At 63.3% G+C, this 26,201-nt stretch carries 25 protein-coding genes; 16 read left to right on the forward strand and 9 right to left on the reverse strand.

Annotated elements, in window-relative coordinates:
• The first annotated feature begins 55 nt into the window (after nucleotides 1-55).
• The 10 genes from B5D62_RS29590 (at nucleotide 56) to B5D62_RS29635 (ending at nucleotide 7,822) form a co-directional block, all read left to right on the forward strand.
• Nucleotides 56-487 (forward strand): Bbp16 family capsid cement protein, encoded by a 432-nt coding sequence (locus B5D62_RS29590; protein WP_085937694.1) that lies wholly within the window; start codon nucleotides 56-58, stop codon nucleotides 485-487.
• 148 nt (nucleotides 488-635) lie between these two features.
• On the forward strand, nucleotides 636-1,304 hold the full coding sequence (locus B5D62_RS29595) for a phage connector family protein (protein ID WP_085937695.1): 669 nt from the start codon (nucleotides 636-638) through the stop codon (nucleotides 1,302-1,304).
• 209 nt (nucleotides 1,305-1,513) lie between these two features.
• Nucleotides 1,514-1,717, forward strand: coding sequence for a hypothetical protein (locus B5D62_RS29600; protein WP_085937696.1), 204 nt, complete (start codon nucleotides 1,514-1,516; stop codon nucleotides 1,715-1,717).
• A gap of 65 nt (nucleotides 1,718-1,782) precedes the next feature.
• Nucleotides 1,783-3,837, forward strand: a complete 2,055-nt coding sequence (locus B5D62_RS29605) for a phage tail protein (RefSeq protein WP_085937697.1) — start codon at nucleotides 1,783-1,785, stop codon at nucleotides 3,835-3,837.
• Nucleotides 3,830-4,297 carry a hypothetical protein gene (locus B5D62_RS29610; protein WP_085937698.1) on the forward strand — a complete coding sequence of 156 codons (468 nt, stop codon included), beginning with the start codon at nucleotides 3,830-3,832 and terminating at the stop codon, nucleotides 4,295-4,297. Before B5D62_RS29605 ends, B5D62_RS29610 begins: the two co-directional genes overlap by 8 nt.
• Nucleotides 4,294-4,809 carry a hypothetical protein gene (locus tag B5D62_RS29615; protein WP_085937699.1) on the forward strand — a complete coding sequence of 172 codons (516 nt, stop codon included), beginning with the start codon at nucleotides 4,294-4,296 and terminating at the stop codon, nucleotides 4,807-4,809. Before B5D62_RS29610 ends, B5D62_RS29615 begins: the two co-directional genes overlap by 4 nt.
• Before the next feature lie 86 nt (nucleotides 4,810-4,895).
• Nucleotides 4,896-6,341, forward strand: a complete 1,446-nt coding sequence (locus tag B5D62_RS29620) for a hypothetical protein (RefSeq protein ID WP_085937700.1) — start codon at nucleotides 4,896-4,898, stop codon at nucleotides 6,339-6,341.
• Between the two features lie 113 nt (nucleotides 6,342-6,454).
• Nucleotides 6,455-6,790, forward strand: coding sequence for a hypothetical protein (locus B5D62_RS29625; RefSeq protein WP_085937701.1), 336 nt, complete (start codon nucleotides 6,455-6,457; stop codon nucleotides 6,788-6,790).
• Nucleotides 6,791-7,058: 268 nt separating this feature from the next.
• Nucleotides 7,059-7,445: a glycoside hydrolase family 19 protein gene (locus B5D62_RS29630; protein WP_218191379.1), complete on the forward strand. Its 387-nt coding sequence runs from the start codon at nucleotides 7,059-7,061 to the stop codon at nucleotides 7,443-7,445.
• Between the two features lie 86 nt (nucleotides 7,446-7,531).
• Nucleotides 7,532-7,822, forward strand: coding sequence for a hypothetical protein (locus tag B5D62_RS29635; protein ID WP_139374164.1), 291 nt, complete (start codon nucleotides 7,532-7,534; stop codon nucleotides 7,820-7,822).
• 210 nt (nucleotides 7,823-8,032) lie between these two features.
• On the opposite strand, the gene B5D62_RS29640 is transcribed toward B5D62_RS29635, so the two are convergent.
• Entirely contained in the window at nucleotides 8,033-9,022 is a 990-nt protein-coding gene (locus tag B5D62_RS29640; RefSeq protein WP_085937704.1) for a phytanoyl-CoA dioxygenase family protein, read from the reverse strand.
• A 61-nt stretch (nucleotides 9,023-9,083) separates the two neighbouring features.
• Entirely contained in the window at nucleotides 9,084-10,364 is a 1,281-nt protein-coding gene (locus B5D62_RS29645; protein WP_170921217.1) for a hypothetical protein, read from the reverse strand.
• Nucleotides 10,365-10,517: 153 nt separating this feature from the next.
• On the opposite strand from B5D62_RS29645, the gene B5D62_RS33600 reads away from it, so the two are divergent.
• Nucleotides 10,518-10,733 carry a hypothetical protein gene (locus tag B5D62_RS33600; protein ID WP_170921218.1) on the forward strand — a complete coding sequence of 72 codons (216 nt, stop codon included), beginning with the start codon at nucleotides 10,518-10,520 and terminating at the stop codon, nucleotides 10,731-10,733.
• 433 nt (nucleotides 10,734-11,166) lie between these two features.
• On the opposite strand, the gene B5D62_RS29650 is transcribed toward B5D62_RS33600, so the two are convergent.
• The 3 genes from B5D62_RS29650 to B5D62_RS29660 form a co-directional block, all read right to left on the reverse strand.
• Entirely contained in the window at nucleotides 11,167-12,120 is a 954-nt protein-coding gene (locus B5D62_RS29650) for a class I SAM-dependent methyltransferase (protein WP_085937706.1), read from the reverse strand.
• A gap of 27 nt (nucleotides 12,121-12,147) precedes the next feature.
• Nucleotides 12,148-13,158: a phytanoyl-CoA dioxygenase family protein gene (locus B5D62_RS29655; RefSeq protein WP_085937707.1), complete on the reverse strand. Its 1,011-nt coding sequence runs from the start codon at nucleotides 13,156-13,158 to the stop codon at nucleotides 12,148-12,150.
• A gap of 198 nt (nucleotides 13,159-13,356) precedes the next feature.
• A complete protein-coding gene (locus B5D62_RS29660; RefSeq protein ID WP_085937708.1) occupies nucleotides 13,357-14,583 on the reverse strand; it encodes a putative sugar O-methyltransferase in 1,227 nt (408 codons plus the stop codon).
• A 213-nt stretch (nucleotides 14,584-14,796) separates the two neighbouring features.
• Between B5D62_RS29660 and B5D62_RS29665 the strand changes: the two genes are divergently transcribed.
• The 3 genes from B5D62_RS29665 (at nucleotide 14,797) to B5D62_RS29675 (ending at nucleotide 20,323) form a co-directional block, all read left to right on the forward strand.
• Nucleotides 14,797-17,409 (forward strand): O-linked N-acetylglucosamine transferase family protein, encoded by a 2,613-nt coding sequence (locus tag B5D62_RS29665; protein WP_170921219.1) that lies wholly within the window; start codon nucleotides 14,797-14,799, stop codon nucleotides 17,407-17,409.
• Between the two features lie 46 nt (nucleotides 17,410-17,455).
• On the forward strand, nucleotides 17,456-19,012 hold the full coding sequence (locus tag B5D62_RS29670; RefSeq protein ID WP_170921220.1) for a B12-binding domain-containing radical SAM protein: 1,557 nt from the start codon (nucleotides 17,456-17,458) through the stop codon (nucleotides 19,010-19,012).
• Between the two features lie 198 nt (nucleotides 19,013-19,210).
• Complete coding sequence (locus B5D62_RS29675; RefSeq protein WP_170921221.1) at nucleotides 19,211-20,323, forward strand: FkbM family methyltransferase; 1,113 nt, start codon at nucleotides 19,211-19,213, stop codon at nucleotides 20,321-20,323.
• 40 nt (nucleotides 20,324-20,363) lie between these two features.
• Here the strand turns inward: B5D62_RS29675 and B5D62_RS29680 are convergent, their stop codons facing one another.
• From B5D62_RS29680 to B5D62_RS29690, 3 genes are all read right to left on the reverse strand, one after another.
• Nucleotides 20,364-21,137, reverse strand: a complete 774-nt coding sequence (locus tag B5D62_RS29680) for an ABC transporter ATP-binding protein (RefSeq protein ID WP_085937712.1) — start codon at nucleotides 21,135-21,137, stop codon at nucleotides 20,364-20,366.
• Nucleotides 21,127-21,999: an ABC transporter permease gene (locus B5D62_RS29685; RefSeq protein ID WP_085937713.1), complete on the reverse strand. Its 873-nt coding sequence runs from the start codon at nucleotides 21,997-21,999 to the stop codon at nucleotides 21,127-21,129. The genes B5D62_RS29680 and B5D62_RS29685 overlap by 11 nt, the downstream gene beginning before the upstream one ends.
• 192 nt (nucleotides 22,000-22,191) lie before the next feature.
• Nucleotides 22,192-23,265, reverse strand: a complete 1,074-nt coding sequence (locus tag B5D62_RS29690; RefSeq protein ID WP_170921222.1) for an LLM class flavin-dependent oxidoreductase — start codon at nucleotides 23,263-23,265, stop codon at nucleotides 22,192-22,194.
• Between the two features lie 144 nt (nucleotides 23,266-23,409).
• Between B5D62_RS29690 and B5D62_RS29695 the strand changes: the two genes are divergently transcribed.
• Nucleotides 23,410-24,120: a phosphatase PAP2 family protein gene (locus B5D62_RS29695; RefSeq protein WP_085937715.1), complete on the forward strand. Its 711-nt coding sequence runs from the start codon at nucleotides 23,410-23,412 to the stop codon at nucleotides 24,118-24,120.
• Between the two features lie 57 nt (nucleotides 24,121-24,177).
• On the forward strand, nucleotides 24,178-24,927 hold the full coding sequence (locus tag B5D62_RS29700; protein WP_170921223.1) for an FkbM family methyltransferase: 750 nt from the start codon (nucleotides 24,178-24,180) through the stop codon (nucleotides 24,925-24,927).
• Here B5D62_RS29700 and B5D62_RS29705 read toward each other — a convergent pair.
• Complete coding sequence (locus B5D62_RS29705) at nucleotides 24,908-26,131, reverse strand: glycosyltransferase family protein (protein WP_085937717.1); 1,224 nt, start codon at nucleotides 26,129-26,131, stop codon at nucleotides 24,908-24,910. The genes B5D62_RS29700 and B5D62_RS29705 overlap by 20 nt on opposite strands.
• Nucleotides 26,132-26,201: the final 70 nt, after the last annotated feature.

Here is a 26,201-nt window from a genome sequence, read left to right on the forward strand (position 1 = left end):
CCGGCACAGGCGACAGCGGTTTCCCCCTCCCGAATTCACTCGGAGTCCTTATCTCATGCTTATCGATCAACAGAACCAGTTCTCAGCGACGCAGGCTGTCGCGGCGCTCGGCTCGACTGTCAGCGCCAACGTGATCGACCTCGGTGTTGCACGCGATATCGGTGGCGACGTCACCGATCAGCTGATGCTGCTGTGCGAGGTCGTCACGCCTTTCACCTCGGGCGGTTCGGCGACGCTGCAGGTGCAGTTCCAGACCTCGCCTGACAACTCGAGCTGGTCGACCTTGTCCCAGTCGGACGCGATCCCCGTCGCCAACCTCGTACAGGGCTACAAGTTCCTGCCGGGAGAGCTGCCCGGACCGACGCAGCGCTACCTGCGCCTCAACTATGTGGTCGGCACCGCGGCGATGACCGCCGGCGCCATCACCGCCAGCTTGGTGCCGTCGCTGGACGTGCAGCCGGTCTATCCGCGCGCCTACGTGGCGTAGGCGGATTCGTTCCCTCGTCACATCCCTCTCCCCGCGTGCGGGGAGGGGGCCGCTCATGGAGATGACATGACCAGCTTGGTTCGCTCTGGAGCGAGTGGGCGCCCGCGCTTGGTGACAAGCGCCGCTCACCTCCGCTGACGGTCGACCGATGGTGACCGTCACGGACATCTGCAATGCCGCGCTTTCCCACTGCGGGACGCGTTCGAAGATCAGCTCGATCGACGAAGGCAGCGCCGAGGCCAATGCCTGCCGTACCCACCTGGCGATGGTGCGCGATCAGACCCTGCGACTCCACGATTGGAACTTCGCGCGGGTTACAACGACGCTGGCGCTGCTGCAGAATCCACCAGACCGGTGGGCTTACAAGTATGCGCTTCCCAGCGATTGCGTGAGGCTGCGCAGACTGAACGACGTGCCGTTGCTGGCGCTGCCGGAGGCGTTCTTCGAAGCGGCCGCCGACAAAGACAGCACCGGCGCGTTCGTCGGCGTGATCCTGACCAATGCCGCGGCGGTGAGCGCCATCTACACGGCGCAGGTCGCCGATCCGCTGCGCTGGGATGCCGGCTTCGCCGATGCCGTTACCTACGGACTGGCAGCGCGAGTCTGCTACGAGCTCTCGGGCAAGGAGGATCGCGCCAGGACGCTGACGCAGCTCTGGCAGATCAATCTCAACCAGGCCGCGGCAGCGGCTGCGAATGAAGGGTCGGCGCTCAATCGAACCTACCGGCCGGAAGCTCTTGCCGCGCGCGGCTACGACGACGGCCTGGCCGAGTTCGGCCAGTTCGCAACCATTGATACGAAAGTCGGCAGTTTCTGACACAGAGCACACACGTTCCCTGATTAGAAAACGTCTCGCGAGGCCGGGAGGGGTCCCGACCTCGCATCTGGGAAGAGTGACTGGGGTGTAGGGGCCGCGGCGACTTGGGGTTTGACGCCGTTGCACCGACCTGTGTGGGTCCAACCACGTCGAGGAAACGGGCCTCAACCGCCCGACCGCTCGAACTGCGTCTGCCGCCATCCGGGAAGATGGCGGCAGGCAAGGCCGAGCCGTTGTCCGAACACGAGATGGGACCCGGGTGGGAGATCATGGAGGTGGGTGCCATGGTCGCGTTCAACCATGGAGGGTGTGCCATGCGTTTGATGATGAACATCGGGGCGACGTTCAGCGGTGGATTGCTGATCGTCTATGCGGTGATGTTGACGCTCGAGCAGCTGATCTTGAGGCACTGACGAAGGCGCGGCTCCGTTGACGACCAGAATAGGGTGTCGGGGGAGTCGCGCCTATCTTGGGCACCATGCCCGCGCTTCCAACCATCCAGCCTTCCTTCGCCGCTGGTGAGCTCTCGCCCTTCCTCCACGGTCGCGTCGATCTGGCCAAGTTCCATGTCGGATGCCGTACCCTGGTCAACTTCTTCGTGCATCCGCATGGCGGTGCTTCCAACCGGCCCGGCACCCGATTTGTCGGCGCTGTGGACGATTCGACGATCCGCCACAGGCTGATTCCGTTCCAGTTCCGGACGCTGCCGGCCGGACAGAGCTACGCGCTGCTGTTCGGCAACTACACCATGCAGGTGGTGATGAATGGCGGTTTCGTCCTCGACGGGACCGGCACTGTCTACACCGTGGCGTCGCCCTACGCGGCGAGCGATCTGCCGACGCTCAAGTTCGTGCAGAGCGCCGATACGATGACGCTCACGCATCCCAACTATCCACCCCAGAACCTGACGCGGACAGGCCATGCCAACTGGACGTTCACGCCGCTGACCTTCGCGCCGGCGACCGCGGCGCCGACCGGTCTCTCGTCGAACAATCCCGGCACTGCCGTTGCCTATGTCGTTACCGCGGTCAATGCGACCAGCGGCGAGGAGAGCCTGCCGAGCCCCTATGTCGGCGCGGCCAACGACAGTTCGACCCTGGGCTGGGTGCCCGTCGCGGTGGCCGGTTCCTACAACGTCTACAAGTTGCGCAGCGGCTCCTACGGCTTCATCGGACGCTCGACCTCGGCGAGCTTCACCGACTCGGGCATCGTCGCCGATATCAGCAACACGCCGCCCGGCCAGCGCAATCCGTTCTCGGGGAGCGGCAACTATCCCGCCTGCTCGACCTATTATCTGCAGCGCCAGGCCTTCGCCAACACGACCAGCGCCCCGCAGACGCTGTGGTTCTCCGTGGTCGGCGCCTTCAACAACATGACCGTGTCCACGCCGACCAAGGATTCGGACGCGATCACGCGCGCACTCGTGAGCCGGCAGGTGGACGAGATTCGCCATCTCGTTCCCCTGGCGTCGTTACTGATCATGACGTCGGGCGCCGAGTGGCGGTGCTGGCCCGGCCCGTCGCAGAGCGGCCTGACGCCGGCTCAATGCATGACCCTTCCGCAGACCGCATTCGGCTGCAGCCACGTGCCGCCGGTGGTGACGGACAATTCGCTGCTGTTCGTGCAGGAGAAGGGCAACCGCGTCCAGGCCCTGCGCTACGACGCCCTTCAGGACGTCTACACCTCGCAGGACATGTCGGTCCTGGCCTCGCACCTGCTCTACGACACGACGGCCCAGTACCAGATCCAGGAGTGGGCCTTCGCCCAGGAACCGTTCCGCATCATCTGGGCCGTGCGATCCGATGGCATGCTGCTGGGTTTCACCTACATGCGCGAGCACGAGGTCTACGCCTGGCATCGGCATGTCACCGACGGCCAGGTCGAGAGCGTGTGCGCCATCACGGAGTCCAATGGCGCGGGCGGAACGACCGATGCCGTTTACCTGATCGTCAATCGGACCATCGGCGGCGTCACCAAACGCTATGTCGAGCGCATGGCGGAGCGCGTGTTCAGTACCGCGGCCGACTTCTGGTTCGTCGATTGCGGCCTGCAGTATAGCGGCGCTCCCGTCACGCAGGTCTCTGGCCTTGGCCATCTCGAAGGCAAAGCGGTCGCCATCGTCGCCGACGGTTCGGTGGTGCCGAATCAGGTGGTGACGAGCGGCGCGGTCACGCTGGACGGCGCCTATTCGAAGGTGACGGTCGGCTTGCCCTATACCGCCCAGCTCGAGACGCTCAACCTCGAGCCGGCCGGCGGCGGCACGTTGCAGGGGCAGATGAAGAAGATCGCCCAGGTCACGGTGCGCGTGAAGGATGCGCGCGGCATCCAGGTCGGGCTGAAGCAGGGGGCGCTGGCCGAGGTCAAGCAGCGCTCGTCCGAGCAGCTCGGGACGGCCATGCAGCCGTTCACCGGCGATTGGCAGATCAGCATTCCGAGCGAATGGAATCGTGAGGGTCGGCTGTTCGTGCAACAGGGCTACCCGCTGCCGTGCACCATCCTCGATCTCATTTCCGAGGTGACGGTCGGTGACTGACGGCGGTCGCATCCAGATCGTCCCGGCGACGATGGCGCATGTGGACGCCATCGTGCTTCGACCCGGCGATGTCGCCGAGATCGCGGCACTCGGCCTCAGCAGCCGGGAGGGCCTACGCCTCAGCCTCGATCGTGCCCTCGAGGCACAGGCCTATCTGGCCGACGGCGAGGTTGCGGCGATCGCCGGCATCGGCTTGCCGTCGATGCTCGGTCGGGTGGCGACGCCGTGGCTGCTGACCGGCATGCCGGTCGAGCGTCACCGCAAGGCGTTCCTTTGCCTCACCAGGGCCCGCATCGCCGGCCTGCGGCGGGAGTGGGATCTGCTCATCAACTACGTTCACGCCGATTACAGCCAGTCGATTCGTTGGCTCGCTTGGCTCGGCTTCGACATCGGCCCGGCCCGGCCGTTTGGTCCGCGCCAGGCTCTGTTCCACCAAGTCACGTTGCGAGGACGTCCATGATCTTTCGGCACAGTTACAGCGATCCGTTCCGCCGCGAGAGGCCGGCGACAAGGCATGGCATCGACCAGGTGCTTGCCGGCAATCAGGCCCAGATCCAGGCCAACCAGGCCAGCTACATGGCGCAGGTCGCTCGCAACAACCAGCAGGTCGCCCAATGGAACGCGCAACGTGCCTTGCAGCAGGGGCAGGTGCAGCAGGATCTGCAGCGGCAGAAGACGGCTCAGGCGATCGGCCAGCAGAGGGCGGCGCTCGCCAGCCAGGGCGGCGACATCAACAGCGGCTCCAGCGTGGATCTCGTCGGCGATACCGCGCGCAGCGGCGAGTTCTCGGCGCAGACGATCGGCAACGACGCGCAGGCGAGGGCCTACAAATATCTTCTCGACGCCAACACGGCGGCGGGGCAGGCGAGCCTTTACGACACGCAGGCCAGCAACGTGTGGTCCACGTACCGGAACAACCTTCTCGCGGACGGGATCAAGAGCGGGGCCAGCCTGCTCGGCAAGTACGTCTGACGGCGCCGCCGTTGACGACCGGAATCCGGCCAACGGCGGCAGTGGGTATATATAAGCCGACGGTACGAGTGAGCAGCGAGTAGCGTATGACCGTCTCCAGCACATCCAGTCGCGTCGTCTACCAGGGCAACGGCGCCACCACGGTATTTCCCTTCGCCTTCAAGGTGCAGCAGGCCGCCGATCTCATCGTGGTCTATACCGACGCGACCGGCACGGACACGGTTCTGTCGCAGAGCCAATATGCGGCGACGGGGTTCGGCCTCGATGCCGGCGGTACCGTGACCTATCCCATCAGCGGCAGCCCGATCGCGGCGGCCACGACGCTCACGATCTATCGCGACGTGGCCCCGACGCAGCCGACCTCGATCTCGAACCAGGGCGCGATGTGGCCGCAAGTGATCGAGGCGGCACTCGATCGGCTGACCTTCATCGCCCAGAAGATCACCGATACGGCCTCGCGCGCCCTCGTGGTCTCTGCCACCGATGGCGGCACGGTCAACGCGCTGCCACCCAAGATCCAGCGCGCCAACGCCTATCTCGCCTTCGACAACAACGGCCAGCCGATCGCGGCACAGAACGTCGGCACGACGACAGTATCGTCGTGGCTGGCGGCGAACTTCCTGACCATGACGTCCCGCCTCGCCGCGCTGACAGCGCTGGGCGGCGCGGGAACGGCCGACAACAACGCACTCACCGGCACCAACGATTTCACCGCCGGCCGCATCAAGGTGCCGACGAGGGCGGCGGGTGACAGCGGCACCGACGCGGCGAGCACGGCGTTCGTGCGCAACAATGCCATTCGCTCCTATCTCGCGGGGCTGACGCTTTCGACAGCCGGCGGCTCACCCACCTTCGGCATCGCCGCCGGATGCGCCGCCGACAACACCAACATCTCCATGATGACGCTGCCCGCAGCCTTCACCAAAACGACCGCCGCCTGGGCCGCCGGCTCCGGCAATGGTGCTATCGATACCGGAACGATCGCCAATAACAGTTGGTATCACGTCTACCTGATCCAGCGCCTGGATACCGGCGCAACGGATGTCGCCATCTCGACCAACGCTTCCGCGCCGACGCTGCCGGCAGCTTATACGCTTTATCGGCGGATCGGGGCGATGCTCACCGATAGTTCAGGCCGCTGGGTTGCGTTTAGTCAGAGTGGAGACGAAGTCTTATGGCTCTCACCTCCAATAGATGTGAGCGCCGCGGCACTTGGAACTACATCGACGCTTTATGCTTTGAGTGTTCCGAACGGTGTTGTTGTTAATGCATTGACACGTGTGAGCGTCATCGGTGCCGGGAATGTTTCGATACTAATCCAATCCCCGGCAGAAAATGTGCAAGCTGTTTCGACTCAGGGTGCGGGGGCGAGTCTAACAGTTGTGAACGGATCGAGCGGTAATGGTGCTGCTGGGCACTTTATCGTTCGTACTAATGGACTTCAGCAAATCCGTATTGTTGCTAGTACTGGAGGCGTTCAACTCAGTGTTGTTACCGACGGTTGGGTCGATAGGCGTGGAAGAGATGCTTAGCCTTGGGACTCGCCCACGAAGGCATATCAATAACAGTGCCGTTGGGTCGTTTGCATCAGATCCTTTGAACCTAATCACTTCATATCATCGAACAGAAATACGAAGCAGGTACCATGAATAGAGAGCCGGACCTTTTGCCGCTATTTGGATTGCTGGTGCCAGCGACGTTCGGGTCTCTGGTAGGGCTCCGCTATCGTTCCGAGCAGACGCTGCAGCAACGGCTCTGGGCCTTTGCGATCTCTGTCGGGCTGGGTGTGATCGGCGGCGGCGTTTGCGGTGAAGCCTGGCACTTCGGACCGTGGATAGTGGCTGCGGTTGCGGCTTTTGTCGCCATTGTTGGCCAGGACGTTGTTGGCGCCATCATCGTTGTCGTTGGCGGCATGCGGACCGACCCCCTTGGCACCGTGCGTGCCTGGTGGAACCTGTGGTGGAACAGGAGCAGCCGATGAACGGCGACCTGCTGACCGCTATCTCGCTACTTGTCGCCTACCTTGCCGTGAGGGAATGGCTGCACCGGAGGCCACGATGATAAATCGCGCCGGATTCCTGTTGCCGGTGCGACAGCGCCTATTCGGGGGCATTCTCCGCCAAAGTCAGGCCGATGGGATGACCTCGATCCTGGATGGTTGGGAAGCGCGGTATCCGCACGGGGATCTCCGTTGGCTGGCCTACGCTTTGGCGACAACGACCTGGGAGACCGCGCACACGATGCAGGCAGTGCGCGAGGCCTACTGGATGTCTGAAGACTGGCGACGCCAGAATCTGCGGTATTGGCCCTATTACGGCCGCGGCTATGTGCAGCTCACCTGGCGAAGAAACTACCAGAAGATGAGCGGCGCGGTCGGGGTGGATCTCGTGATCGATCCAGACAAAGCGCTCGAACCCGCAATCGCGGCCGCAATCCTGTTCGAAGGCATGGAACACGGCGACTTTACCGGTGTGGGCCTGCCCTACTTCTTCAACGGCACGCGCGAAGATTGGGATGGCGCTCGCGCCATCATCAATGGCGACGGAGACGTTGATCGCAACAACGTTCGGGATTCGATCGATATCGGCAATCTCGGCAGAGCGTATATAGCAATCCTGAAGGAGGTCGGCGCGTGAATTTTTTCTGGGCGGCCCTCCGAAACCCATGGGTCCTATTGTTGGTCTCTACGGCATTCGGCGTCGGTGGGGCCGGGTGGTATCGCATGCGCTGGCTCGACGAAGTGGCTGCACGTAGTGATGACGTCCTCAAGGCCGAGGAAAAAATCCGAGAAGAGAAGGAAGCCGATGCACGACGTGCACAGGAACTTTCGGATCAACTCGCCGCTGAAATCGCTTTCAGGAAGGAACAAGCCAATGCCCGCACAATTGCCATTGCGCGTGCGCCGGTCACAGACGCTTGCATTGCCAGCCCTGCTATGCGCGCTCTCTTTGACGGGTTGCGGCGCCGCGCAGACCCCAAGGCCAATCTTGATCAATCGAGAGGTACCCGCTGAGCTGGTAAGGCCGTGCCCTGATGAACCGACGCTGCCGCCTGTTTTCGCGAATGATGGCGACCTGGCGATTTGGACGAACGACGCGATCGAAGCCGGAGCCGAATGCCGTGCTGCCCATAGGAAGCTCTCCGAGTGGGCTTTGAGCTATCTGAGCCTGCGACCATGACGGTCGCCAAGGCTGGAAGCGTCCCCGATTGATCTGCCATATCGTTATGATTGCGGCCCGATATCGAAGTCAACCATCAATCTGTTAATGTACCGATTCCGCGGCGTTGCCGGCATTCTGACCTGGACTTGCCGTCTCGCAAGTGGACCGTGCTCCTGATCGGCAGAGATACAGGTGCGACCGAGGCCGTAGCGCGCCCAGAGCAGCAGGCGAGGCGACTTCGTCGGCATTAGCCCGCGATGCAGGGACAGCGTATTCACCAGCAGCATCGTTCCGGCCGGCCCGGTTAGTTCGATAGCATGTGCGCCAAATCTGCGCTCGGTCTCGGCGGCGAACTGCTCTCCCATGGCATTGACGAATGTCTTGGAGATATCGCCGGGCCTGAACCATGAGTTCTTGCGTGCCAGCGCCGCCATTCCGGCAGCCGAATGGGAGCCCGGAATGATCTGGTGCGGCCCCCCCTGGGCATCGACATCCGTCAGATAGATGAAGAGCGTCAGGAAACGCCAGTCATCGGTGTCGCGATGATAGTATTGAGAGTAGAACAACTCCGGCTTCTCGGCCGGGAACGACCACCAGCAGTTGACCGAGTAAAGCGTCGGGACGCAGCCCATGTAGGACTCGATCAGATCGATGAGGCGCGGATCGTTCAGTTGGTCCAGAAGTCCCGGCGCCCGGAGAAGCTGGTCTGAGCGATAGCCGACGATCGGAAACTGGGCGCGGGCCGCTTCGAGCGGCATCTGAATGCCGTCGTTGGCGTAGATGTGCGGCCCCTTGTGAACCGGCAGGCGCAAGAGATAGTCCTTGATCTCGGGCACGCCCTGAAAGGCCATCGGCAGCTTGGTCCATGAAGATTCTTTGAGGCTGGGCAGCAGGTGCCGAAAGTTGTCCGCGGGCACATCACCACGCAGGTCGGCATCGAAGCCTTGGCGGTCCCGCACGATGGCCTCCGCGAAAGAGTCCCACTGGTCTTGCGGGATCTGGGCGCGCACGGCATCCAGCGCGCGTCTCAGGAGATCAGTATCGGCAACCATGTCGGAACTGTATCGCTTTGGGGCGGCCCGGCAAGCGGCAAGCCGCCGCGCGACGCGTCTTCTATGGCGCGAAGAAGGTGCTCTTCAGTTGTCCTAGTCGTCCGTCGGTGAAGGGCATCACGCGCACGTTCGGAGGGAGCGGCTGCAGCCGTTCGGGATCGAAAATGTAGTCGTGCCGGATTAGGCGATCGCAGCCGACCGTTGACAGGTAGCCGTCGATGGACTGGAAGATCCGCGTCTCGAACACGGGATAGTACATATCGCTAATAGCATTGCGCTCCACGCCGACCTTTGCAAGCAAGTCACGCCGAATGAAAATCGCGTTCCAGGCCGTCGCAGCGGCGAGTTCGTAGCCCTTCGCCAAGCCGAGCCGAATGAGGGCGAGAAGCGACGCGCCGTGGTTCACGTCGGCATCGTCCTGCTGCGCGAACACGACATCGTTAGAAACCGTCGGGTTGAAGTCGATGACGACCACCTTCGGCTGGAACGCCGTGAGCGAGCGCCACAAGTGATAATCATTTCCCTCGATATCGATGCTGAGGAGGGCGAAGTCGCGCGGCGCTCCAGCCTCGGTAAGGAGTCGATCGAGACAGCAGTCGGGAGCGGTTGTGACTTCAGCCTGGACGGTCCTTACAGCGGCGTTGCCCGCATACAGCTCGGCCAGCGCCGTGAAAGCCGCGGGATCCTTTTCAATCAACACGCCACGCCATTTGTGCTCGTTGATGAGTGACCAGCTGTTGCTAGATTTCCTGCCGTCATGGGCGCCCACCTCGACGCAATAGCCAGCGGAAATGCCAAGGCGCTGGAAGACGTGCTGAAGGATGCCGTCCTCCCCGCATTCGGACGTCACGTTCCGCTGATGCTCCAGCAGGACATTGCCCGGAACGCGGCTGCGATTCAGGCAGTTCGCGTGCGCTTCGAGGAACGCGTTGCGGTAGCTCAGTCGCGGGCGAAAGACGCGCAGTCCTTCGGGCAGGACTTGGATGTCGGCGTCGGCGATCTCGACGTGATCGAGCTTGCCGTCGCGGCGCAACTGGTGTCGCCAGATCAGTTTGCGGTTTCCGGCCAGGAAGAGGGTGCCGTCGTAGCCCTGGAATATCTTCATATCGAGCCGTGACCGGAACATCGACGTCGGACGATTGTCGGTGATGTCGAAGAGTGGGAAATCTTCACGGCGGACGAAGACGGCGTTGCCGCCCACCACGCAGATGAGTTCATAGCCCTTCGCGCGTCCGAGTTCCGTGACCGCCGTGAGCGATGCGGAGGACTTGACCTGGCCATCGTTCCAGCGAACGAAATCGATGTCGGCGGGCAAGAAGGGGTTGATCTCGATCATCACCACGCGTGGACGGTATTGCTGCAGCGACCGCCAGATGAACCAGTCGTTGCCGTCGATGTCGATGATGAGCAGATCGAAATCGCGCGGAATGGGACTCCGGCTCAGGATCGCGTCCAGAGTCGAAGGCCCGTCGACCTCGACTAGTTCCTTGAAGCAATGGACATCGCGCAGGCCGGCGCAATTCTTGGTCAGGAGATCGAACGCGTATTCGTCCGGCTCTATGAAGACCGCGCCCCAGCCGCGCTCGTGAACCAAGGTCCAGGTATTGGAATGGAACTTTCCATCCCAGGCACCGAATTCCACACACCAGCCCTTGTCCACGCCAAGGCGCCGAAAGACTTCCGCTATAACTCCGTCCTCGCCTTCCTGTGAGGTAACGCGGCGGGCATGGCGCAGCAGGTGATTATTCTCGGCAATGCGCGCATCGACCGAGGGATCCGGGTCAACTAGCTCGAGCTGGCGTTCGCAGCGAGCCAGAAGGTCCTTGTAGGGCGTCGAATTCCGGGTCGCTTCTTCATTGGTTGCACGTCTGCCGAAGATGGACTTCAGCGTGGCTGACAAGCTCATCGGCAAGAGCCTTTGCCAAAGTGGGTAGCTTTCATTATGGCCTCGGCGATCGTTGAGCGGACAACTACCTGCAAATCAGTAGGCCGGCAATGGGAACGGCATTGGGTAGCGACATCGCCACCTGATGTCCGAGGGGGCGCGTATTGCAGCGCGCGATCTCTCGACCGCGGCATCGCCCTTTTCATAGAGGGAAAAAAGGGAGGCGGCGGTGCCATTGATATCGTAACGCCGCCGTTCTTCAGCCCAAGAAATTGGGGGAGCCCAGGGTTCCCAAATGGGTGTGGCCGGGCGGGAGGGGCGGGGCGGCGATCTCCGGCGGTTGCTTCATCAATCTTGCCCACAGGGACTGCCGTTGCGGCGCGGGGACCTCGGGCGGCGCCGTCCCCTTGAACAGGTTGGCGATCACTGCGCGGCGCCTGCTCGTCACGAACCGCTCGTGCGCGGTCAAGTAGGGCGCATGCTCCCCCGAGCGGTAGACGTTCTGCAGCGGAGTGCGATCGATGGTCGCCTCCGGCGAATTCTGGGCAAGGGCGACTACCATGGCCTCCGGCGGCAGGCGCATAGGCATGGTGAGAGCTCCGTCCGCCGTGAAAGGATCGAACTGATAGACTTCCCACGGATCGCGATGCACGTCGCTGTAGGTGACGATGTATGTCTGGCAGTCGGCGAAGCTGTTGAGCGCGTAATAGTCGAAGAACCAGTCGGGAGAGAACTTCAGATAGGCGGGCGAGGCATGCGCCGAGCCCTCGTAGTTGAAGACGGAGCCGTCCGGTTTGAGCATCTTCGAGGCATTGCGGATGCAGGCCGCGGGATCGAACACATTGTCGAGCACGCTGCCGTTGTAGATGAAGTCGAAGCGCTTCAGCAGCGACTCCGGCACATCGTCGGAAAGGCTGAAGATGATCTCCGCGCCTTCGTACGGGCTGACGTCGCAGGCCTTCACGACGGCGTCCGAAAACAACGAAAAGAAGGACGCGTCCGAGATCAGCTTCTTGGGGTACGGATGCGGTGTCTTGTCGTAGTCGATGAAGGCGGTTGAAAGTACCGGCAAGCCGAGTTTCTCGACCAGGGCCTGCGCCTCGTCGGGCGTCATGAGGACGAGCTGACGGCCGAGCAGGAGCACTTCTCCCGAGATCTTCCGATGCTTGTGCTCGGCGAGAACCAGTTCCGCCAGATGCCGAGTGATCGCCATGTGCTTCGCTTTTTCCTATCGGGTCTGCTAGCGGCCCATGACCTTGCGGAATAGAGAGCGGCTGGGCTCGGCGGCAGGCGCTTCCGCCTGCCGGGCTGCCAGCTGGGACTTCAGATCGGCGATTTCGGCTTTTAGGCGTGCAATCTCCTGGCGCTGGACCTTCGCCTCCTGTTCGAAGTCCTGCGACGGCGCCGGCAGAACCGCCCGTTGCGCGTCCGAATAGCGCGACCAAGCCTGCTGCGAGACGTAGACATGCTCGTTCCAGTGAATGGGGCTCTGAGAACCGGCCCAGCGCGGCGAGAACATCAGATGCAGAGTCTTGCGTGCCTGGTCGCGATGGTTGGGGAAGCCGCCGTGGCGGAGATTCTCGGTGAAGAGAATGGCATCGCCGGCTTTCAGCGGAACCGGGATCATGCCGGGCTCGGCCGTCGGCTTCTGGTCGGGGTAAGGGGAGAAGTAGTTCGACTTATGGCTGCCCGGCACGACGCACAGGGGACCGTAATCCTCTGGAACATCGTGCAGGGCGTAGAGCACGCGAACGGCCGCGAGATCGAAATCTCGGACCCGCCATACCTGCGCGGCCGAGTCGTACATCTTCACGCCCGCGAATTCGTATCGGTTGCGGACGTCCATATGGCCACCCATGTGAGTGTGGGTTTCGTTGGACTTGTAGCGATAGCGGAGTTCGGAGCTGCCAATCCAGTTCGGCCCGACGCATAGCTCGTCGATGTAGGCCATCGTCCGGGTATGGCCGACGAGGCTGTCGAAGGCTGGCGACGCATTCAGAAAATCGTCGACGACGATCTGCAACCCGCCGCCGCCGCTACCCTTGTACGCGAAGCACTGATGCTGTTCGTCGAACCGGTAGGATATGTTGGAAAATCCTACCATCCTGGGGCCGTCGTCAATCGTCTTCACGAAGTGATCTTCCAGCTCGTCGGCTGCGGCTAGGTATCGGCTCACTTCTTCCGCGCTGAGCAGGTTCTCGATGACCAGGTAACCGTTCAGGTCAAATTGGTAGCGCTCGCTCTCGTTCATGGTCACAACCCGGTTGGATGAATGGGGGCCGAAGGGAAAAGCTGGAGGTCCTGTCTCTTGGTCATCGGACAAGGGCCGACCCAACCATCATATCTGCTCATCGCTAATTTGAGCAGGCCCATAGAACTCTAGCAACAGCAAGAATGCCGACTTTGCTGAGATTACCAATGAGTTTCAGCGGGAGCGGTGGATTGGTCGTCAATCGCTTCCCGATGCCGCGGCATGAAACGCGGCGTGATCGCTGACATCGAAGACCTCACCGATATACCTGTTCGCCCAGACGTCCTGGCACCAGTTTTTGGTGGTTACAGTCGTCGATTCGACGTGTTTTCGGAACGGGAAGACGTCGGCGAAGATCGCCTTGCTGTCCGTGTGGTGGGGGCGCACGGCGGCGTTTTCGTCGAAGACGACGCCGTCGGTGCCGATCAGGCGCCTCAGGGTCTCGGCATAGTGGCGGACCTGCAGAGGCGACATCTCGGTGAACGACATCGTGTTCAAAGCGAGGTCGATCGGCGCCAGCCGATCGGCGACCTCCTCGAACAGGTAGTTGGCGAGAAACAGGTTGGCAAAGCTTCCCGGGAGCGTCGATCCCGGCGCCAGAATATGGCAGCCTTGGCCGCCCGCCAGGGTCGAAAGGTAAAGGGCCGAGTAGAGAAGGGAACTCGGGAGGTCGACCGCGATATATTCGAGGTCTGGCCCGAAGAAGGATCGCAGGGCGTAGGCAAGCGCTCCATAGCCGGGCCCGATCTCCAGGACTCTGGCGCGGCCACGCCTGGCGATGTCGCGCTCTAGTTTCCCGATCACGCCCGCCGACAGCAGGCCATTGATCCTCGATTGGCAGAGCGTCACGTCCGGATTGAACAGCACGCCGTCGATCTCGAGGCCGATCTCCCCGAACAGCCTGGGCGTGCGGACGATGTAGCGGCGGTCGACGTTGCGGAGGTGCTGGCGGTATTCCTCGACGAACGGCGCGAGGCGCTGGGCTGGATCGACGCGGTCCGCGAGAAAGCCGACGATCTCCGGGGTCATGCCCTCGCGGCTGAAGCGGTCCAGTATCTCCTGATTCCAGGGCTCGGCGAAGTGGCGAACGTCGAGGCGGTCGAGGAACATGAGATGGTACCCGGCGAAGGGCGCGTGCAGCCTCAGGTAATCGAGGTGCGCGCGGTCCTTGCGGAACTCGAGGCCGGTCGTTTTTACGATTTCCGCCCACTCGTTGCCGGGAAGCACCAGCTGCGGATCGAGTCCCTTGCTCCGGGAATAGGGCAGAGCCTGGTCGTACAAATCCTGCACCTGATTCGTGAGCGTCGCGCAGAGTGCGTATTGCTCGTCGGAAAGGGAATAATTGTCCCTGAGCGTATGCGCCTTCCAGACGGGCGGTGCCGGCTCGACAGGGGGAGGCGGCCGCCGCAGTCGTCCAAAAAGCATGGCGGGGTTCCATGTCTGCTGTGATGGGTAAAGCTAACGTCCCCATTGGGCGCGATCAAATACCGGTTGTGGCCGTCGCATCGCCGGCCGGGTTGTGGTGTTCGTGATCCATGATATGAAGAGCGACCGGATATCTCGATCCGGCGAAAAATGCACAACGGCAGGGGGAGCGGGGACTGCCGAGGCAAACTTTGGAGGCTTGTCGAGCGCCGCATGGAGATACGACAGGATAAGGTCGAGCAGCCGCTCGTCTCGGTTATTTGCTTCTGCAAGGACCGGGTCGCATTTCTCCCGCGCAGTGTCGAGAGCGTTCTTAGCCAATCCTACCGCAACATCGAACTGGTCGTGCAGGATGGCGCGTCGACCGACGGCACGCTCGAACTCCTGCAGTCCTATGCGCAGCGGGACCCTCGGGTCAAAATCGTCTCGGAACCCGATTCGGGGCCGGCCGAGGCCTACTGGAAGGTGCTTCAGCGTTGCACCGGTGCGTACATCGCGACGTGTCTATCCGATGAGGAATTGCAGCCTGGCGTGATAGAAGAAGCGGTCCGGTGGTTCGCCGAGCAGCCGCAGGTCGGGGCCTTTACCTGCGATGGCTACACGACCGACTCCGACGGCAAGATCATTGGGGAATTCAAGGCCGGGGACTTCGACTTCGTCGCCTACATCTTCGACAGATACTGCCCGTTCTGGCCCGGAAGCTTCTTTCGCCGGAAGGCCTTGCTCGATGTCGGCCTGGATCAGCCCGGCTGGAATATCGGATGCCTGGAATTCGAAATCTGGTGCCGGCTCGCGCGCGACCATGTCGTCCGTTACGTGCCGACGCCGGTTTCCAAGTACGCGATCCATCCGGGCCAGCTCAGCAACACGCCGAAGAATTTCCACGAGCATATCGACAACCGTCTGAAGCTCATCGAAGGCATGTTTTCGGAGGACGGCTTTTTCGGCGCAGGAAAGCTGAAGGACAGGCTGGGCAATTTCGACCCCGAATGGGGTGTCCGGCAGGATCACTGGTTTCGCGAGATCGAGGCCAAGATCAGCCAACTGTCGCAGTTCGAGGCGCACGCGCGGGCACACAAGCTGGAGGCGGAGGAAAAAGGTTTCGCGCGCCGTATCGAAGACCTGAAGCAGCAGGCGATCGCCTACCACGAGCAGAATGTGAAGGCGTTCAAGTACTCCGACCGCCAGCCGGGGATTACAGATGCGGAATGGCGCCGGAGTCTCCTGGACGAGCTGTGGAAGGGATGGGAAGCGACCCTCGGCGTCCCCCATCTCGCGCGGCCGAAAGACCGCGGGCTGCGCTGGCGCCTCTGGTTGCAGCGCTTCGTGACGGAGCGCTTCCTGATCGACCGGGAACATCCGCTGCGCCGTGCGCTCGACCTCGCGGCCCGGCTGGGCTTGGCGGAGGAGGCCTGCGAGGAGTTCAAGTCCTTCGCCACCGCCAGAAGAGCCGAGCGCCGATTCCGCCTGTATGACAGCGTGGCGCGGATTTACGAAAGCCGCGGTCAGATCGACGAGGCACTGGCGATGTGGGGGCGTGCCGAGCCGCTTCACGATCCCCTGATCGAAACGGCTGCTTGTCAGGCTGCGATCAAGCAACCGGGGGCCACCAACGAGGAGCTGGCGGTCCGCCATCAACGTTGGGCCGATCGTCATGCCCGCGTCGATCCGGCAATTCCGCGACCGAGTTTCGAGGCCTTCGACGGCCGTCGCCGCCTGCGTATCGGCTATCACTGCTCGTTCATGGACGCCGATACCATTCGCTACATCATGGCCCGGGCGTTCCGAGCCCATGACCGAGGGCGCGTCGAAGTGTTCGGCTATGCGCCGATGGATCTGCCGCAGGATATCGGCTCGGGCTTCGATGTCAGTCGCAACACTGGCCGCCTTTCCGACGAAGACTTTCTTGCAGTCGTGCGGGCGGACAAGATCGACGTCTTCATCGAGCTGTCCGGCTTCTCGCCCGGGCACCGGTTCCGCGCCATGGCCAACCGCTGTGCGCCGGTCCAGGTTTCGTACCTGAATCACTTCGCGACCAGCCGAGTGCCGAATGTCGACTACATCCTGAGCGACGAGACCTGTACGCCGAGCGATTCGGACGTCCAGCGGCACTTCTCGGAGACCATCTTCCGGTTTGCCGACTGCCTTCTCTGCTATGACTATGCCGAAGCCGGCTGTCCGCCCGTCGGGCCACTGCCGGCATTGACCGCGAAAGCTGTGACCTTTGCGTGTCTGGGCAGCGGCGGAAAGATCAACCCGTCCCTCGCCGAATTGTGGGCAGCGATCCTGCACAGGGTGCCGAACTCGAGCCTTCTCCTGCAGAACGGCCAGCTTTCTCTCGCCGACAATCGGCGCTACGTCGAGCGGCTTTTCCGCCGCTTCGGGATTGGCGCGGAGCGGTTGAAGCTGAGGCCGGGGACCAACCGCGACGGCGTGATGAAGACCTATGCCGAGGTCGATATTTCGCTCGATACGGTGCCCTATTGCGGCGGCAACACCGTTGCCGAATCCCTGTGGCAGGGCGTGCCCGTGGTCACGCTGAAAGGCGAGCTCTTCACCGGGCGATACGGCGCATCGCTTCTGGCCGCTGCGCGATGCCCCGAACTGATCGCGGAGACTCCGGAACGCTACATCGAGATCGCTTGCGATCTTGCCTCCAACCTCGATCGGCTGGCCAGCTTGCGGGCCGATCTGCGCCGTCGCTATGTCGAGGGCGGGCTGAACGATTCCAAGCGCTTCGCGCGGTCGCTGGAACAGGCGTACCTGTCCATGATCGCCGAGGCGCGCAACGTGGGTAGCGCTGCGCTGACGCAGAATCGATCTTAACGGCTCATTGGACTTTGGCTAAGCTGTGGCGAAAGGAGGGGATATCGTGCCGTCTCTCGAGACCGCAGCCTTGGCCCAGCAACTCCCGTCCGCGAGCGACCAGAGGTCGGTGTGCCTGGTCACGCCTCCTTCGGCCTTCCTTCTGGACGAGCGCGTGTTCGTCAGCCTGGGAATATTGAAGGTTGCGGCGTCGCTCGAACAGAATGGGTATCGCGTCAACTTCCTGGACCTGTCCGGAATCGAGAACTACACAGACGCACTGTCCAATTACCTCGCCACCGCGGCCGATCTCGCCGTTGGCATAACGGCCACCACGCCGCAGCTGCCTGCGGTATTCAGGATCGCCGCGGCGATCCGCGAGATCCGCCCCGACCTTCGACTGATCCTTGGCGGTCCGCATGTCACCCTTGTCTACTCGGCATTGAAGCAGGAGCAGAAGCGCGGCATTGCGCAGGGACGCGCACAGCGCGCGGTGGCCCAGCTCGAGGCGCGCTTCGATGTGCTCTGCAGTGGTGACGGGGAACTGGCGATCTTCGAGGCACTCAAGCCGGAGCCACCGAAGATGGTCGATGGTGACGATCCGAAGGGCGGCCTGTTCCTGTCGGATCAGATGTTCACCATCGGTCCGCCGCCTGCGCGGCATCTCGTCGACCTGGAATCGTACAAGTACACGATCGAAGGTCACAGGGCGACGAGCCTGATCGGCCAGCTTGGTTGTCCCTTCAATTGCGGGTTCTGCGGCGGTCGCAACAGCAAGAGCCTGCGCCTGGTCCGCAACCGGTCGGTTGCGTCGATCCTGGCCGAGGTCGAGAACCTGCACCTCACCTACGGCTACACCGGCTTCATGTTCTATGACGACGAACTCAACGTCAGCAAGAGCATGGTCGATCTGATGAATGGTCTAAGCGATCTTCAGGATCGGCTCGGCGCCGAGTTCCAGCTGCGCGGGTTCGTGAAGTCGGAGCTCTTTACGGAGGATCAGGCCCGGGCCATGCGGCGGGCCGGATTCCGCTGGTTGCTGTGCGGCTTCGAGGCGGCGCATCCGCGGATCCTGACGAACATCAACAAGCGCGCCTCGCGTGACGACAACGATCGGGCGGTGGAGTTCGCCCGCAGGCATGACCTCAAGGTGAAGGCCCTGATGTCTGTCGGTCATCCCGGCGAGTCGGAAGAGACCATCGAGGCAATCAAGGAGTGGCTGGTCCGCAGCAGGGTCGACGATTTCGACTGCACGATCATCACGACCTATCCCGGCACACCCTACTACGACTTCGCCGAACCCAATCCGGACTTCGAGAACGTCTGGACCTATACGCAGCCGAAGACGGGCGATCGCTTGCATGCCTACGAGGTCGATTACGGGACGTCCGCCAACTACTACAAAGGCAATCCGGATGGCGGCTATTCGGCCTTCGTCTTCACCGACCATCTTTCCGCCGAGAGGATCGTGACGCTGCGCGATCAGGTCGAGCGGGAGGTTCGGGCGGCCCTCGGGATACCGTTCAATGCCGGCGCCGTTGCGCGCCGCTACGAGCATTCGATGGGGCAGGGACTACCAGACTTCATCCATCGTGCCAGTCTGGAACGGGATTGCCGCCCTTAGACTGCGGCGACCGCCAGGCCCAATCGCCGAACAGTGACCATGTCCCGCCGATTTCCGCTTGCTGTTTTCGGCGCGGCGGGCTTTGAGTACCGACCTTCTTTTGATTGACCGTTGGACCGACGGGCCGGTGGGGGCTGTCGGAAAGACGGGCGGAAACCGTCTTCGATGTGCCCGATTGCCGTGAATGCTTCTCCTGTGATGACCCGCTATCTCGTCGAGGAGAAGCAGATCTTTGCCAGTAATCCCGTCATCGTTGTCGATGTCGGGGCTCGGGCCGGGGTCAATGCCGAATGGGCGGTGTTCGGCGATCAGGCGCGGATCTACTGCTTCGAGCCCGAGCAGGAGGAATGCGCCCGGCTTGCCGCCAGCGCGCCGGCTCATGTCACCTATATCCCGGCCGCTCTTGGTGCCGTGACGGGACAGGCCACGCTGTACGAGTCCCGGCTGGCCTTCAGCACAGGCCTCTACAAGACGCGCATGGAGTATTTCGGGCGGTTCACCAATCGCGATAACGGCGAAGTCGTGGCCGAGCACACGATCTTCGTGAAGTCATTGCGCGATGCCATGCGGGATCACGGCATTCCCCAGTTCGACTTCATCAAGCTCGATACCGAGGGCGCCGAACTCGACATCCTCAAGGGGGGCGGGCAAGCGATCTCGTCTCCCGGGCTGCTGGGCGTCTTGAGCGAGATTCGGCTGCACGCCGAGATCAATGGATCGCCGCCCTTCTCGTCGCTCGATGCATTCCTGCAGGCGCAGGGATTCCGGCTTTACGATCTGAGCGTGAACCATCACAGCCGGACCGCGCTGCCGTATCCGCAACTCTACGACTATCGCCTGCCGTCGGGGAAACGCTTCTACGCCTATACCACGCACGGCCAACTGCAGGATGGCGACGCCCTGTATTTCCGCGATCTGTTCGGTGTTCCGAACCTGGAGCCACTGGCGCTCCTGAAGCTGTGCTGCTTTCTGGAGATCTACTGTCTCAGCGACTGTGCGGCCGAGTTGATCGTCGCGAACAGGGAAGGGCTGTCGGGGCTGGTCGACCCCGAGAAGTTGCTCGACCTGCTGGCCCGCCAGATGTCCGATGGACGGCAAGGTTACCAAGCCTACGTCGAGGCCTATTTCTCGGACAGTCCTGCCCCCGCGGTGGCGGACACATCGACCGGCAACGGCGACGCGGGCGCGGCCGGGAATGGCGCATCTCAAGGCCGGGACGACACGGCCTGCCGCTGTGACTCGGAAACGGCGGAAGCAGGCGGTGCGTTGAAGCGGCTCGGCGATTATCTCTTCGGTCGCAAGGGCCGCTGATCGTCCTGGCTCGTGAGCGAGGGCGGCCGCGGCGGCCGAATCACATCGCCGAGAACCGCCTCATATTGTCCTGCTCGATCAGCGTCGCGCGGCGATAGGCGCGGATGACGTTCGCCGGGGTGCCGGCCTCGCGGATGCGGCCGTCGTCGATCCAGATCGCGTTGTTGCAGAGCCGGGCCACTTCCGAGGTGGCGTGGCTGACGAACAGCAGCGTGCCGCGCCGGCGGAAATTGTCGATCCAGTCCATGCACTTGCGCTGGAACACGGCGTCGCCCACCGCCAGCGCCTCGTCGACCACCAGGATCTCGGGGTCGATATGGGCGCAGATGGCGAAGGCCAGCCGCACGCGCATGCCGCTCGAATAGAACTTCACCGGCTGGCCCATGAAGTCGCCGATACCCGCGAAATCGGCGATCGAGTCCATCTTCTCCAGGATCTCGTGGCGCTTGAGCCCCAGCACGGCGCCACCGATCAGCACGTTCTGCCGGCCGGTCGATTCGGCATCGAACGTGCCGCCCAGCGCCAGCACCGGGGCGATACGGCCATTGACCATGATCTCGCCCTTGGTCGGCCGGATCATGCCGCAGGCGATCTGCAGCAGGGTCGATTTTCCGCAGCCGTTGCGGCCCAGGATGCCGAGCGCCTCGCCGCGGCGGACCTCGAAGCTGATGTCCTTCAGCGCCCAGAAGGAGCGGTAGTAGGTGTGCCACGAGCCGAACAGCACCTGCTTCAGCCGCTGCTGCTGGTTGCCGTAGATCCGGTAGGCCTTGGCGAGGTGGCGCGCCCGGATTACGACGTCTTTTTCAGATGACATCGGCGATGCCGTCCCGCTGCTTCCCGAAGAACCAGAAGCCGAAGTAGAAGGTCGCGACCGAGAGGAACAGGACCCAGGCGCAGACCAGCGGATTGGGGAGCTGGCCGAACACCACGATGTCGCGCAGCACCTCGATGAAGCCAGTCAGGATGTTGATGTAGAAGACGAGCTTGAGCGTCTCCGACATCTGGTCGGTGGAATAGAACACCGGGGTTGCGAACATCAGCAGCGGCGCCACCGTCATCATCAGATAGGCGGTGTCGCGCGTGAACGCGCCCATGGCCGACAGCGTCCAGGTCATCCCGATCAGGAAGGCGATGAAGGGGATGTACCAGATCGGCAGCAGCAGCACCGTCCAGTGCAGCGTGCCTGTCAGGACCAGCTGCGCCACCAGCATCAGCACCAGGCCGATCGAGGCATAGGCCGTGGCGCGCAGCGTCGAGATGATGGGCAGCATCTCGGCCGGGAACATCGTCTGCTTGATGAAATGGGCGTATTCGTGCAGCAGCGACGGCGCCCGATAGGCCATCTCCGAGAAGAAATTGAAGGCGATCAGCCCGCCGAAGATGAACAGCGCATAGTCGAAGTTCGAGCCCGAGACCTCGCCGCTCGGCAACCTGACCGCGCCGCTGAAGGCCACGGTATAGACGATCAGGGACAGGAGCGGCGCCGTGACCGCCCAGACCCAGCCGGCCACCGAGCCCTTGAAGCGCTCCGCCAGCTCGCGCTGCAGGATGGCCAGCAGCAGGTCGCGATGGTGCCAGGCGTCTTTGAACGGCTCAGCCAGGAAACGCCCGATGCGCGCCAGCGGTCCGCGCCGCTGGGCGACGACGGTCCGTCCATCCACGATATGCAACGACAATTGTGTTTACCCCGTGAGCCGGTCGTTCGAGGACGCTTTATTACAGCGCAGCCGGTCCGAAGCAACCGGTCCGAAGGCCCTGCGGGAAAATGCAGGGACCGCGAGAAACGCAATTTCCGGGGGCTGAACCGCCTGCCAGCCCCTACCCATAGGGGCGACCTCGCCGGCCGGGGAGGCCGGCGGCATTCCGGCTCAGGCCGGGGCGGCGAAGGCCGGCATGACCTGCTCGCCGAACCGCCGCATCGAGGCCAGGGTCTGCTCGTGGCTCATGGCGCCGAAGCCGGTCTGGCACAGGAGATGGCGCACGCCGACATCGGCCAGCTCCGCCACCTGCTCGCGTACCCGGCGCGCCGCGCCATAGATCGAGCCGGTCTCCAGCACATAGGGGATGGCGACGTCGTCGGGGACCTTCGGGTCGGTCCAGGGATTGAGCGTCTCGGGCGCGGGCTCGAAGTCGGGCGGATTGTAGGCCTCGCGGACATGCATCATGTGGGCCCGGGTCTCGGCCAGCAGGCTCGCCAGCTCGTCCTCGGCCTGGGCGTCGGACTCGGCGACATAGACATTGCGCCACAGGGCGCTCTTGGCCAGCAGCGCGGCCCGCGTGGCGTCGTCGTGGCCGCCCGCCTGCAGGCCCTTGTCGTACAGCGCCCAGCGTTCCTTGATCCGTGCCACCGGCAGCCGCGCCGTCAGGATCGGCAGGCCGAGCCGCCCGCATTCCTCGAACGAGCCCGGCGAGATCACGCTGCGCCACAGCGGCGGGCCGGGCTGCTGCACCGGTTTGGGCCGCAGCGCCGGCACCGTCACCGTGTGGAACCGGCCCCGGTAGGTGAAGGGCTTGCCCGACCAGGCGCGCTCCAGGATCTCGATCGCCTCTTCCATGCGCTCACGACTGTCGTGGCTGCGCAGGCCGTGCCCGACGAATTCGTACTCGTTGTAGACGGTGCCCTTGCCGACACCGACATCGATGCGGCCGTTGCTGAGATTGTCGAGCAGCGCCAGCTGGGTCGCCAGCCGCACCGGGTGGTGGAACGGCGTCTGCACGACGGCGAAGCCGAGGCGGACGCGCTCGGTCTTCATCGCCAGCGCCGCGGCGAACAGCAGCGAGTCGTTATAGACGCTCTCGCCGGTAAAATAGTGCTCGGTCAGCCAGACATCGCTGAAGCCCAGCCGTTCGGCTTCGCGGACCTGCTCGACCTGCTGGGCGATGCGTCGCGCGTCCTCCTCGGGCGACGGCGACAACGACAAGGTGAGCCAGCCAAACTTCATCGAAACCCTCAACCTGCGAACGCGTATCGGTGACGGTAGCATCAAACGACTGATGTTCACACCTTGGTCACATCCGCCTGGAGAGCTGTTTCGTTACGCTTGTGTGACGGGGGTGGTGATGACGCGCTTGACGGGTTGGGCCTGATGGATTGGGCTCCCAGGGACTGGGATCGCGCGCTGCTGCTCTGGATCAACCAGCCAGCCGGGCACAACGGCGTTCTCGACAAGCTGGTCTTCGATATCGCCGACGCGACCCTGATCAAGGGCGGCCTGTTCCTGGCCTTCTACTGGTGGCTATGGTTCGACCGCACCATGGGCCGCCGGCGCGATATCGTGGTCGCGCTGACGGCGGCGCTCGCCATCGCCATCCTGTCGCGCGCGCTCCAGGTCGGCTTGCCGTTCCATCAGCGGCCGCTGCACACGCCCGGTCTCGGCCTGCACGTCCCGCTCAATGTCGATCCCGAGTCGCTCAATACCTTCAGTTCGTTTCCCAGCGATCACGCCATGCTGTTCTTCGCCCTCGCCGTGCCGATCTGGGCGCGTTCGCGCTGGCTGGGGGCGGCGGCGATGGTCTGGACGCTGCTGCTGATCTGCCTGCCGCGCGTCTATCTCGGCTACCATTTCCCCAGCGACGTGCTGGCCGGCGCGGGGCTCGGCATCCTGCTGATGCTGGTGCTGTGCCCGCTGATCGCGGCGACGCGGATGCCCGACCGGGTCCTCGCCTTCAAGGCGGCGCATCCGGCCGCCTTCTACGCGCTCGCCTTCGTCGTCACGCTCGAGCTCGCCATCCTGTTCTACGACGTGCGGCATTTCGTGCTGGATGCCGTGCGGCTCGGCAAGATGCTGGTGGCGTGACGGGCGCCACCGAATGATCACTGTCAACGGTCCGGCGCCTGGCGAATGCTTCGCGCCATGCTGAAGATCGTCAAGGACTCGGTCCTCAAGGTCAGCCGTTCGTTCGGCTACGATATCGTCCCCTTGCGCGAGATGAAGGAGCGGGATTTCGCCCTTCATCTCGGCGCCCTGCTGGAGCAGCTCAAGATCGACTGCGTGCTGGATGTCGGCGCCAATGTCGGTCAGTACCACGACTTCCTGCGCAACAAGGTGCTGTATGAAGGGCCCATCGTCTCGTTCGAGCCGGTGTCGCGCCATGTCGCGCTGCTGCGCGAGCGGGCGCAGGCGGACGACGACTGGCATGTCGAGGGCTATGCCCTGGGCGCCAAGGACGGCAACCTGCCGATCAACGTCATGGTCTCGGACCAGTTCAGCTCGTTCCTCCAGCCCGACAACAGCCGCGTGCGCGACTACGACGGGCTGAACGTGCCGCAGCATGTCGAGAACGTGACGGTGCGGACGCTCGATGTCGTGATGCCGGTGCTGCAGGAGCGGCTGGGATTCGAGCGCCCCTATCTCAAGCTCGACACGCAGGGCTTCGACATCGAGGTGCTTCAGGGCGCCGGCGACAGCCTGCCGCTGGTCCGCGCCCTGCAGACCGAGGCGTCGGTGATCGGCATCTACAAGGGCATGCCGGGCTACATGGACACGATCCGCTATCTCAACGAGCGCGGCTTCGACATCACCGGCCTCTATCCGGTGAGCCGCGACAGCGCGCTTCGCCTGGTCGAGTTCGATTGCGTGATGATCAACCGCGACGCGGCGTGAGATCGTCCATCAGCGTGCAGAGCCGGCGCGCATCGTCGGTGGCGACGAACATCTCGGGCGGAACGGCATCGAGGCGCGCGCGGATCCGCTCGTAGTCCTCGACCGTGAGCGTCTCGAAGAAGCGCAGAAGCTGCTCCTCGAGCGGCTGCTCGAAGGTGAAGCCGATGCGGTGGCGCTCCAGGACCGAGCCGACCTCGAAGCTGCGCACGGCCAGGCACGGCACGCCGAAATAGCCCGCCTCGTAGAAGCGGCACGGCATCAGCCAGCGCGAATTGTGATCGGTATGTTCGAGGTCGAGCGCCCAGGCGAAGTCGACCTCGCGATACAGGGTCTCGAGATCCTGATGCGGCACGTAGGGGCCGCCGAACGACATGTTGGGAAGCCGGTCGAGCGCGGCCTGGAACCTGACCGGATCGACCGTGGTCAGCGCGCCGCGGAACTTGAACACCACACGCCCCTGCAGCCGCTCGGCCAGCCGCGCCATGAGATCGAACGTCGCCTGGCCGCGGATCAGGCCGAAATAGCCCACCACCCACGGCTCGCCGCGCTTGCGCGTGGCCGCCGGTACGTCGCTGCGCCCGACGGCGGTGATCGAGGGGTGGAGCTTGTTCTCGAGCAGGAACCACGGTCCCTCGTATTCCTGGATCGCCGCATAGTACCGGCGATGGAAGGCGGGGGAGGAGAGCACCAGCAGGTCGACCCCGCGCAGGCAGCGCCGTTCGATCCAGCGCAGCAGCCGCGACCCGAGTCCCGTGCGCGTGAGGAAGGGCGGGATGTCGAGCACCTCGTAGACGATCGGCGCCCGGTTGAAGGCGATCAGCCGCGCGAACAGGGCCAGGATCAACTGGTCGAGATTGCGGGCATAGAACAGCGACGCGTCCTTGAGCTTCGCGCGCTTGGCGATGATGGCGGGCAGGGCGCCGATCAGGGCGCCGAGGCGGTGCCAGTAACGCCCGTCGACCGTGAGGCCGAGCGGAACGTACGGCCATGCCGGCTCGTAGCCAGTGTTGTACCGCGTGCGATGAAAGCCGAAGACCGTGATGTCGAAGCCGTGGTCGATGAACTGCTGGATGCGTTTCAGCGTGCTTGCGTCGCTCACTTCGGAGCAGAAATAGAACAGCCGCCGACGGGAAAGGGTCGACGTCGATGCCATCGGCTGAACCGATGCATCGTCTTGTACCAACTCGTCGAGCGCTCCGAACATGCGCGGAGTATCGACGCAACATGCGTTGCGCCAATGTGATCAATCTGTGGCGCCTCGCACGCGCAGCAAA

This window comes from Enhydrobacter aerosaccus, assembly GCF_900167455.1.
GTDB classification, from domain to species: domain Bacteria; phylum Pseudomonadota; class Alphaproteobacteria; order Reyranellales; family Reyranellaceae; genus Reyranella; species Reyranella aerosaccus.

Coding starts and splice junctions, on each gene's coding strand:
- B5D62_RS29590 (WP_085937694.1), top strand. CDS start 56: ATGCTTATCGATCAACAGAACCAGTTCTCAGCGACGCAGGCTGTCGCG.
- B5D62_RS29595 (WP_085937695.1), top strand. CDS start 636: ATGGTGACCGTCACGGACATCTGCAATGCCGCGCTTTCCCACTGCGGG.
- B5D62_RS29600 (WP_085937696.1), top strand. CDS start 1,514: ATGGCGGCAGGCAAGGCCGAGCCGTTGTCCGAACACGAGATGGGACCC.
- B5D62_RS29605 (WP_085937697.1), top strand. CDS start 1,783: ATGCCCGCGCTTCCAACCATCCAGCCTTCCTTCGCCGCTGGTGAGCTC.
- B5D62_RS29615 (WP_085937699.1), top strand. CDS start 4,294: ATGATCTTTCGGCACAGTTACAGCGATCCGTTCCGCCGCGAGAGGCCG.
- B5D62_RS29620 (WP_085937700.1), top strand. CDS start 4,896: ATGACCGTCTCCAGCACATCCAGTCGCGTCGTCTACCAGGGCAACGGC.
- B5D62_RS29625 (WP_085937701.1), top strand. CDS start 6,455: ATGAATAGAGAGCCGGACCTTTTGCCGCTATTTGGATTGCTGGTGCCA.
- B5D62_RS29635 (WP_139374164.1), top strand. CDS start 7,532: ATGCGCTGGCTCGACGAAGTGGCTGCACGTAGTGATGACGTCCTCAAG.
- B5D62_RS29640 (WP_085937704.1), bottom strand. CDS start 9,022: ATGGTTGCCGATACTGATCTCCTGAGACGCGCGCTGGATGCCGTGCGC.
- B5D62_RS33600 (WP_170921218.1), top strand. CDS start 10,518: ATGGACATCGCGCAGGCCGGCGCAATTCTTGGTCAGGAGATCGAACGC.
- B5D62_RS29650 (WP_085937706.1), bottom strand. CDS start 12,120: ATGGCGATCACTCGGCATCTGGCGGAACTGGTTCTCGCCGAGCACAAG.
- B5D62_RS29655 (WP_085937707.1), bottom strand. CDS start 13,158: ATGAACGAGAGCGAGCGCTACCAATTTGACCTGAACGGTTACCTGGTC.
- B5D62_RS29660 (WP_085937708.1), bottom strand. CDS start 14,583: ATGCTTTTTGGACGACTGCGGCGGCCGCCTCCCCCTGTCGAGCCGGCA.
- B5D62_RS29665 (WP_170921219.1), top strand. CDS start 14,797: ATGGAGATACGACAGGATAAGGTCGAGCAGCCGCTCGTCTCGGTTATT.
- B5D62_RS29675 (WP_170921221.1), top strand. CDS start 19,211: ATGACCCGCTATCTCGTCGAGGAGAAGCAGATCTTTGCCAGTAATCCC.
- B5D62_RS29680 (WP_085937712.1), bottom strand. CDS start 21,137: ATGTCATCTGAAAAAGACGTCGTAATCCGGGCGCGCCACCTCGCCAAG.
- B5D62_RS29690 (WP_170921222.1), bottom strand. CDS start 23,265: ATGAAGTTTGGCTGGCTCACCTTGTCGTTGTCGCCGTCGCCCGAGGAG.
- B5D62_RS29695 (WP_085937715.1), top strand. CDS start 23,410: ATGGATTGGGCTCCCAGGGACTGGGATCGCGCGCTGCTGCTCTGGATC.
- B5D62_RS29700 (WP_170921223.1), top strand. CDS start 24,178: ATGCTGAAGATCGTCAAGGACTCGGTCCTCAAGGTCAGCCGTTCGTTC.
- B5D62_RS29705 (WP_085937717.1), bottom strand. CDS start 26,131: ATGTTCGGAGCGCTCGACGAGTTGGTACAAGACGATGCATCGGTTCAG.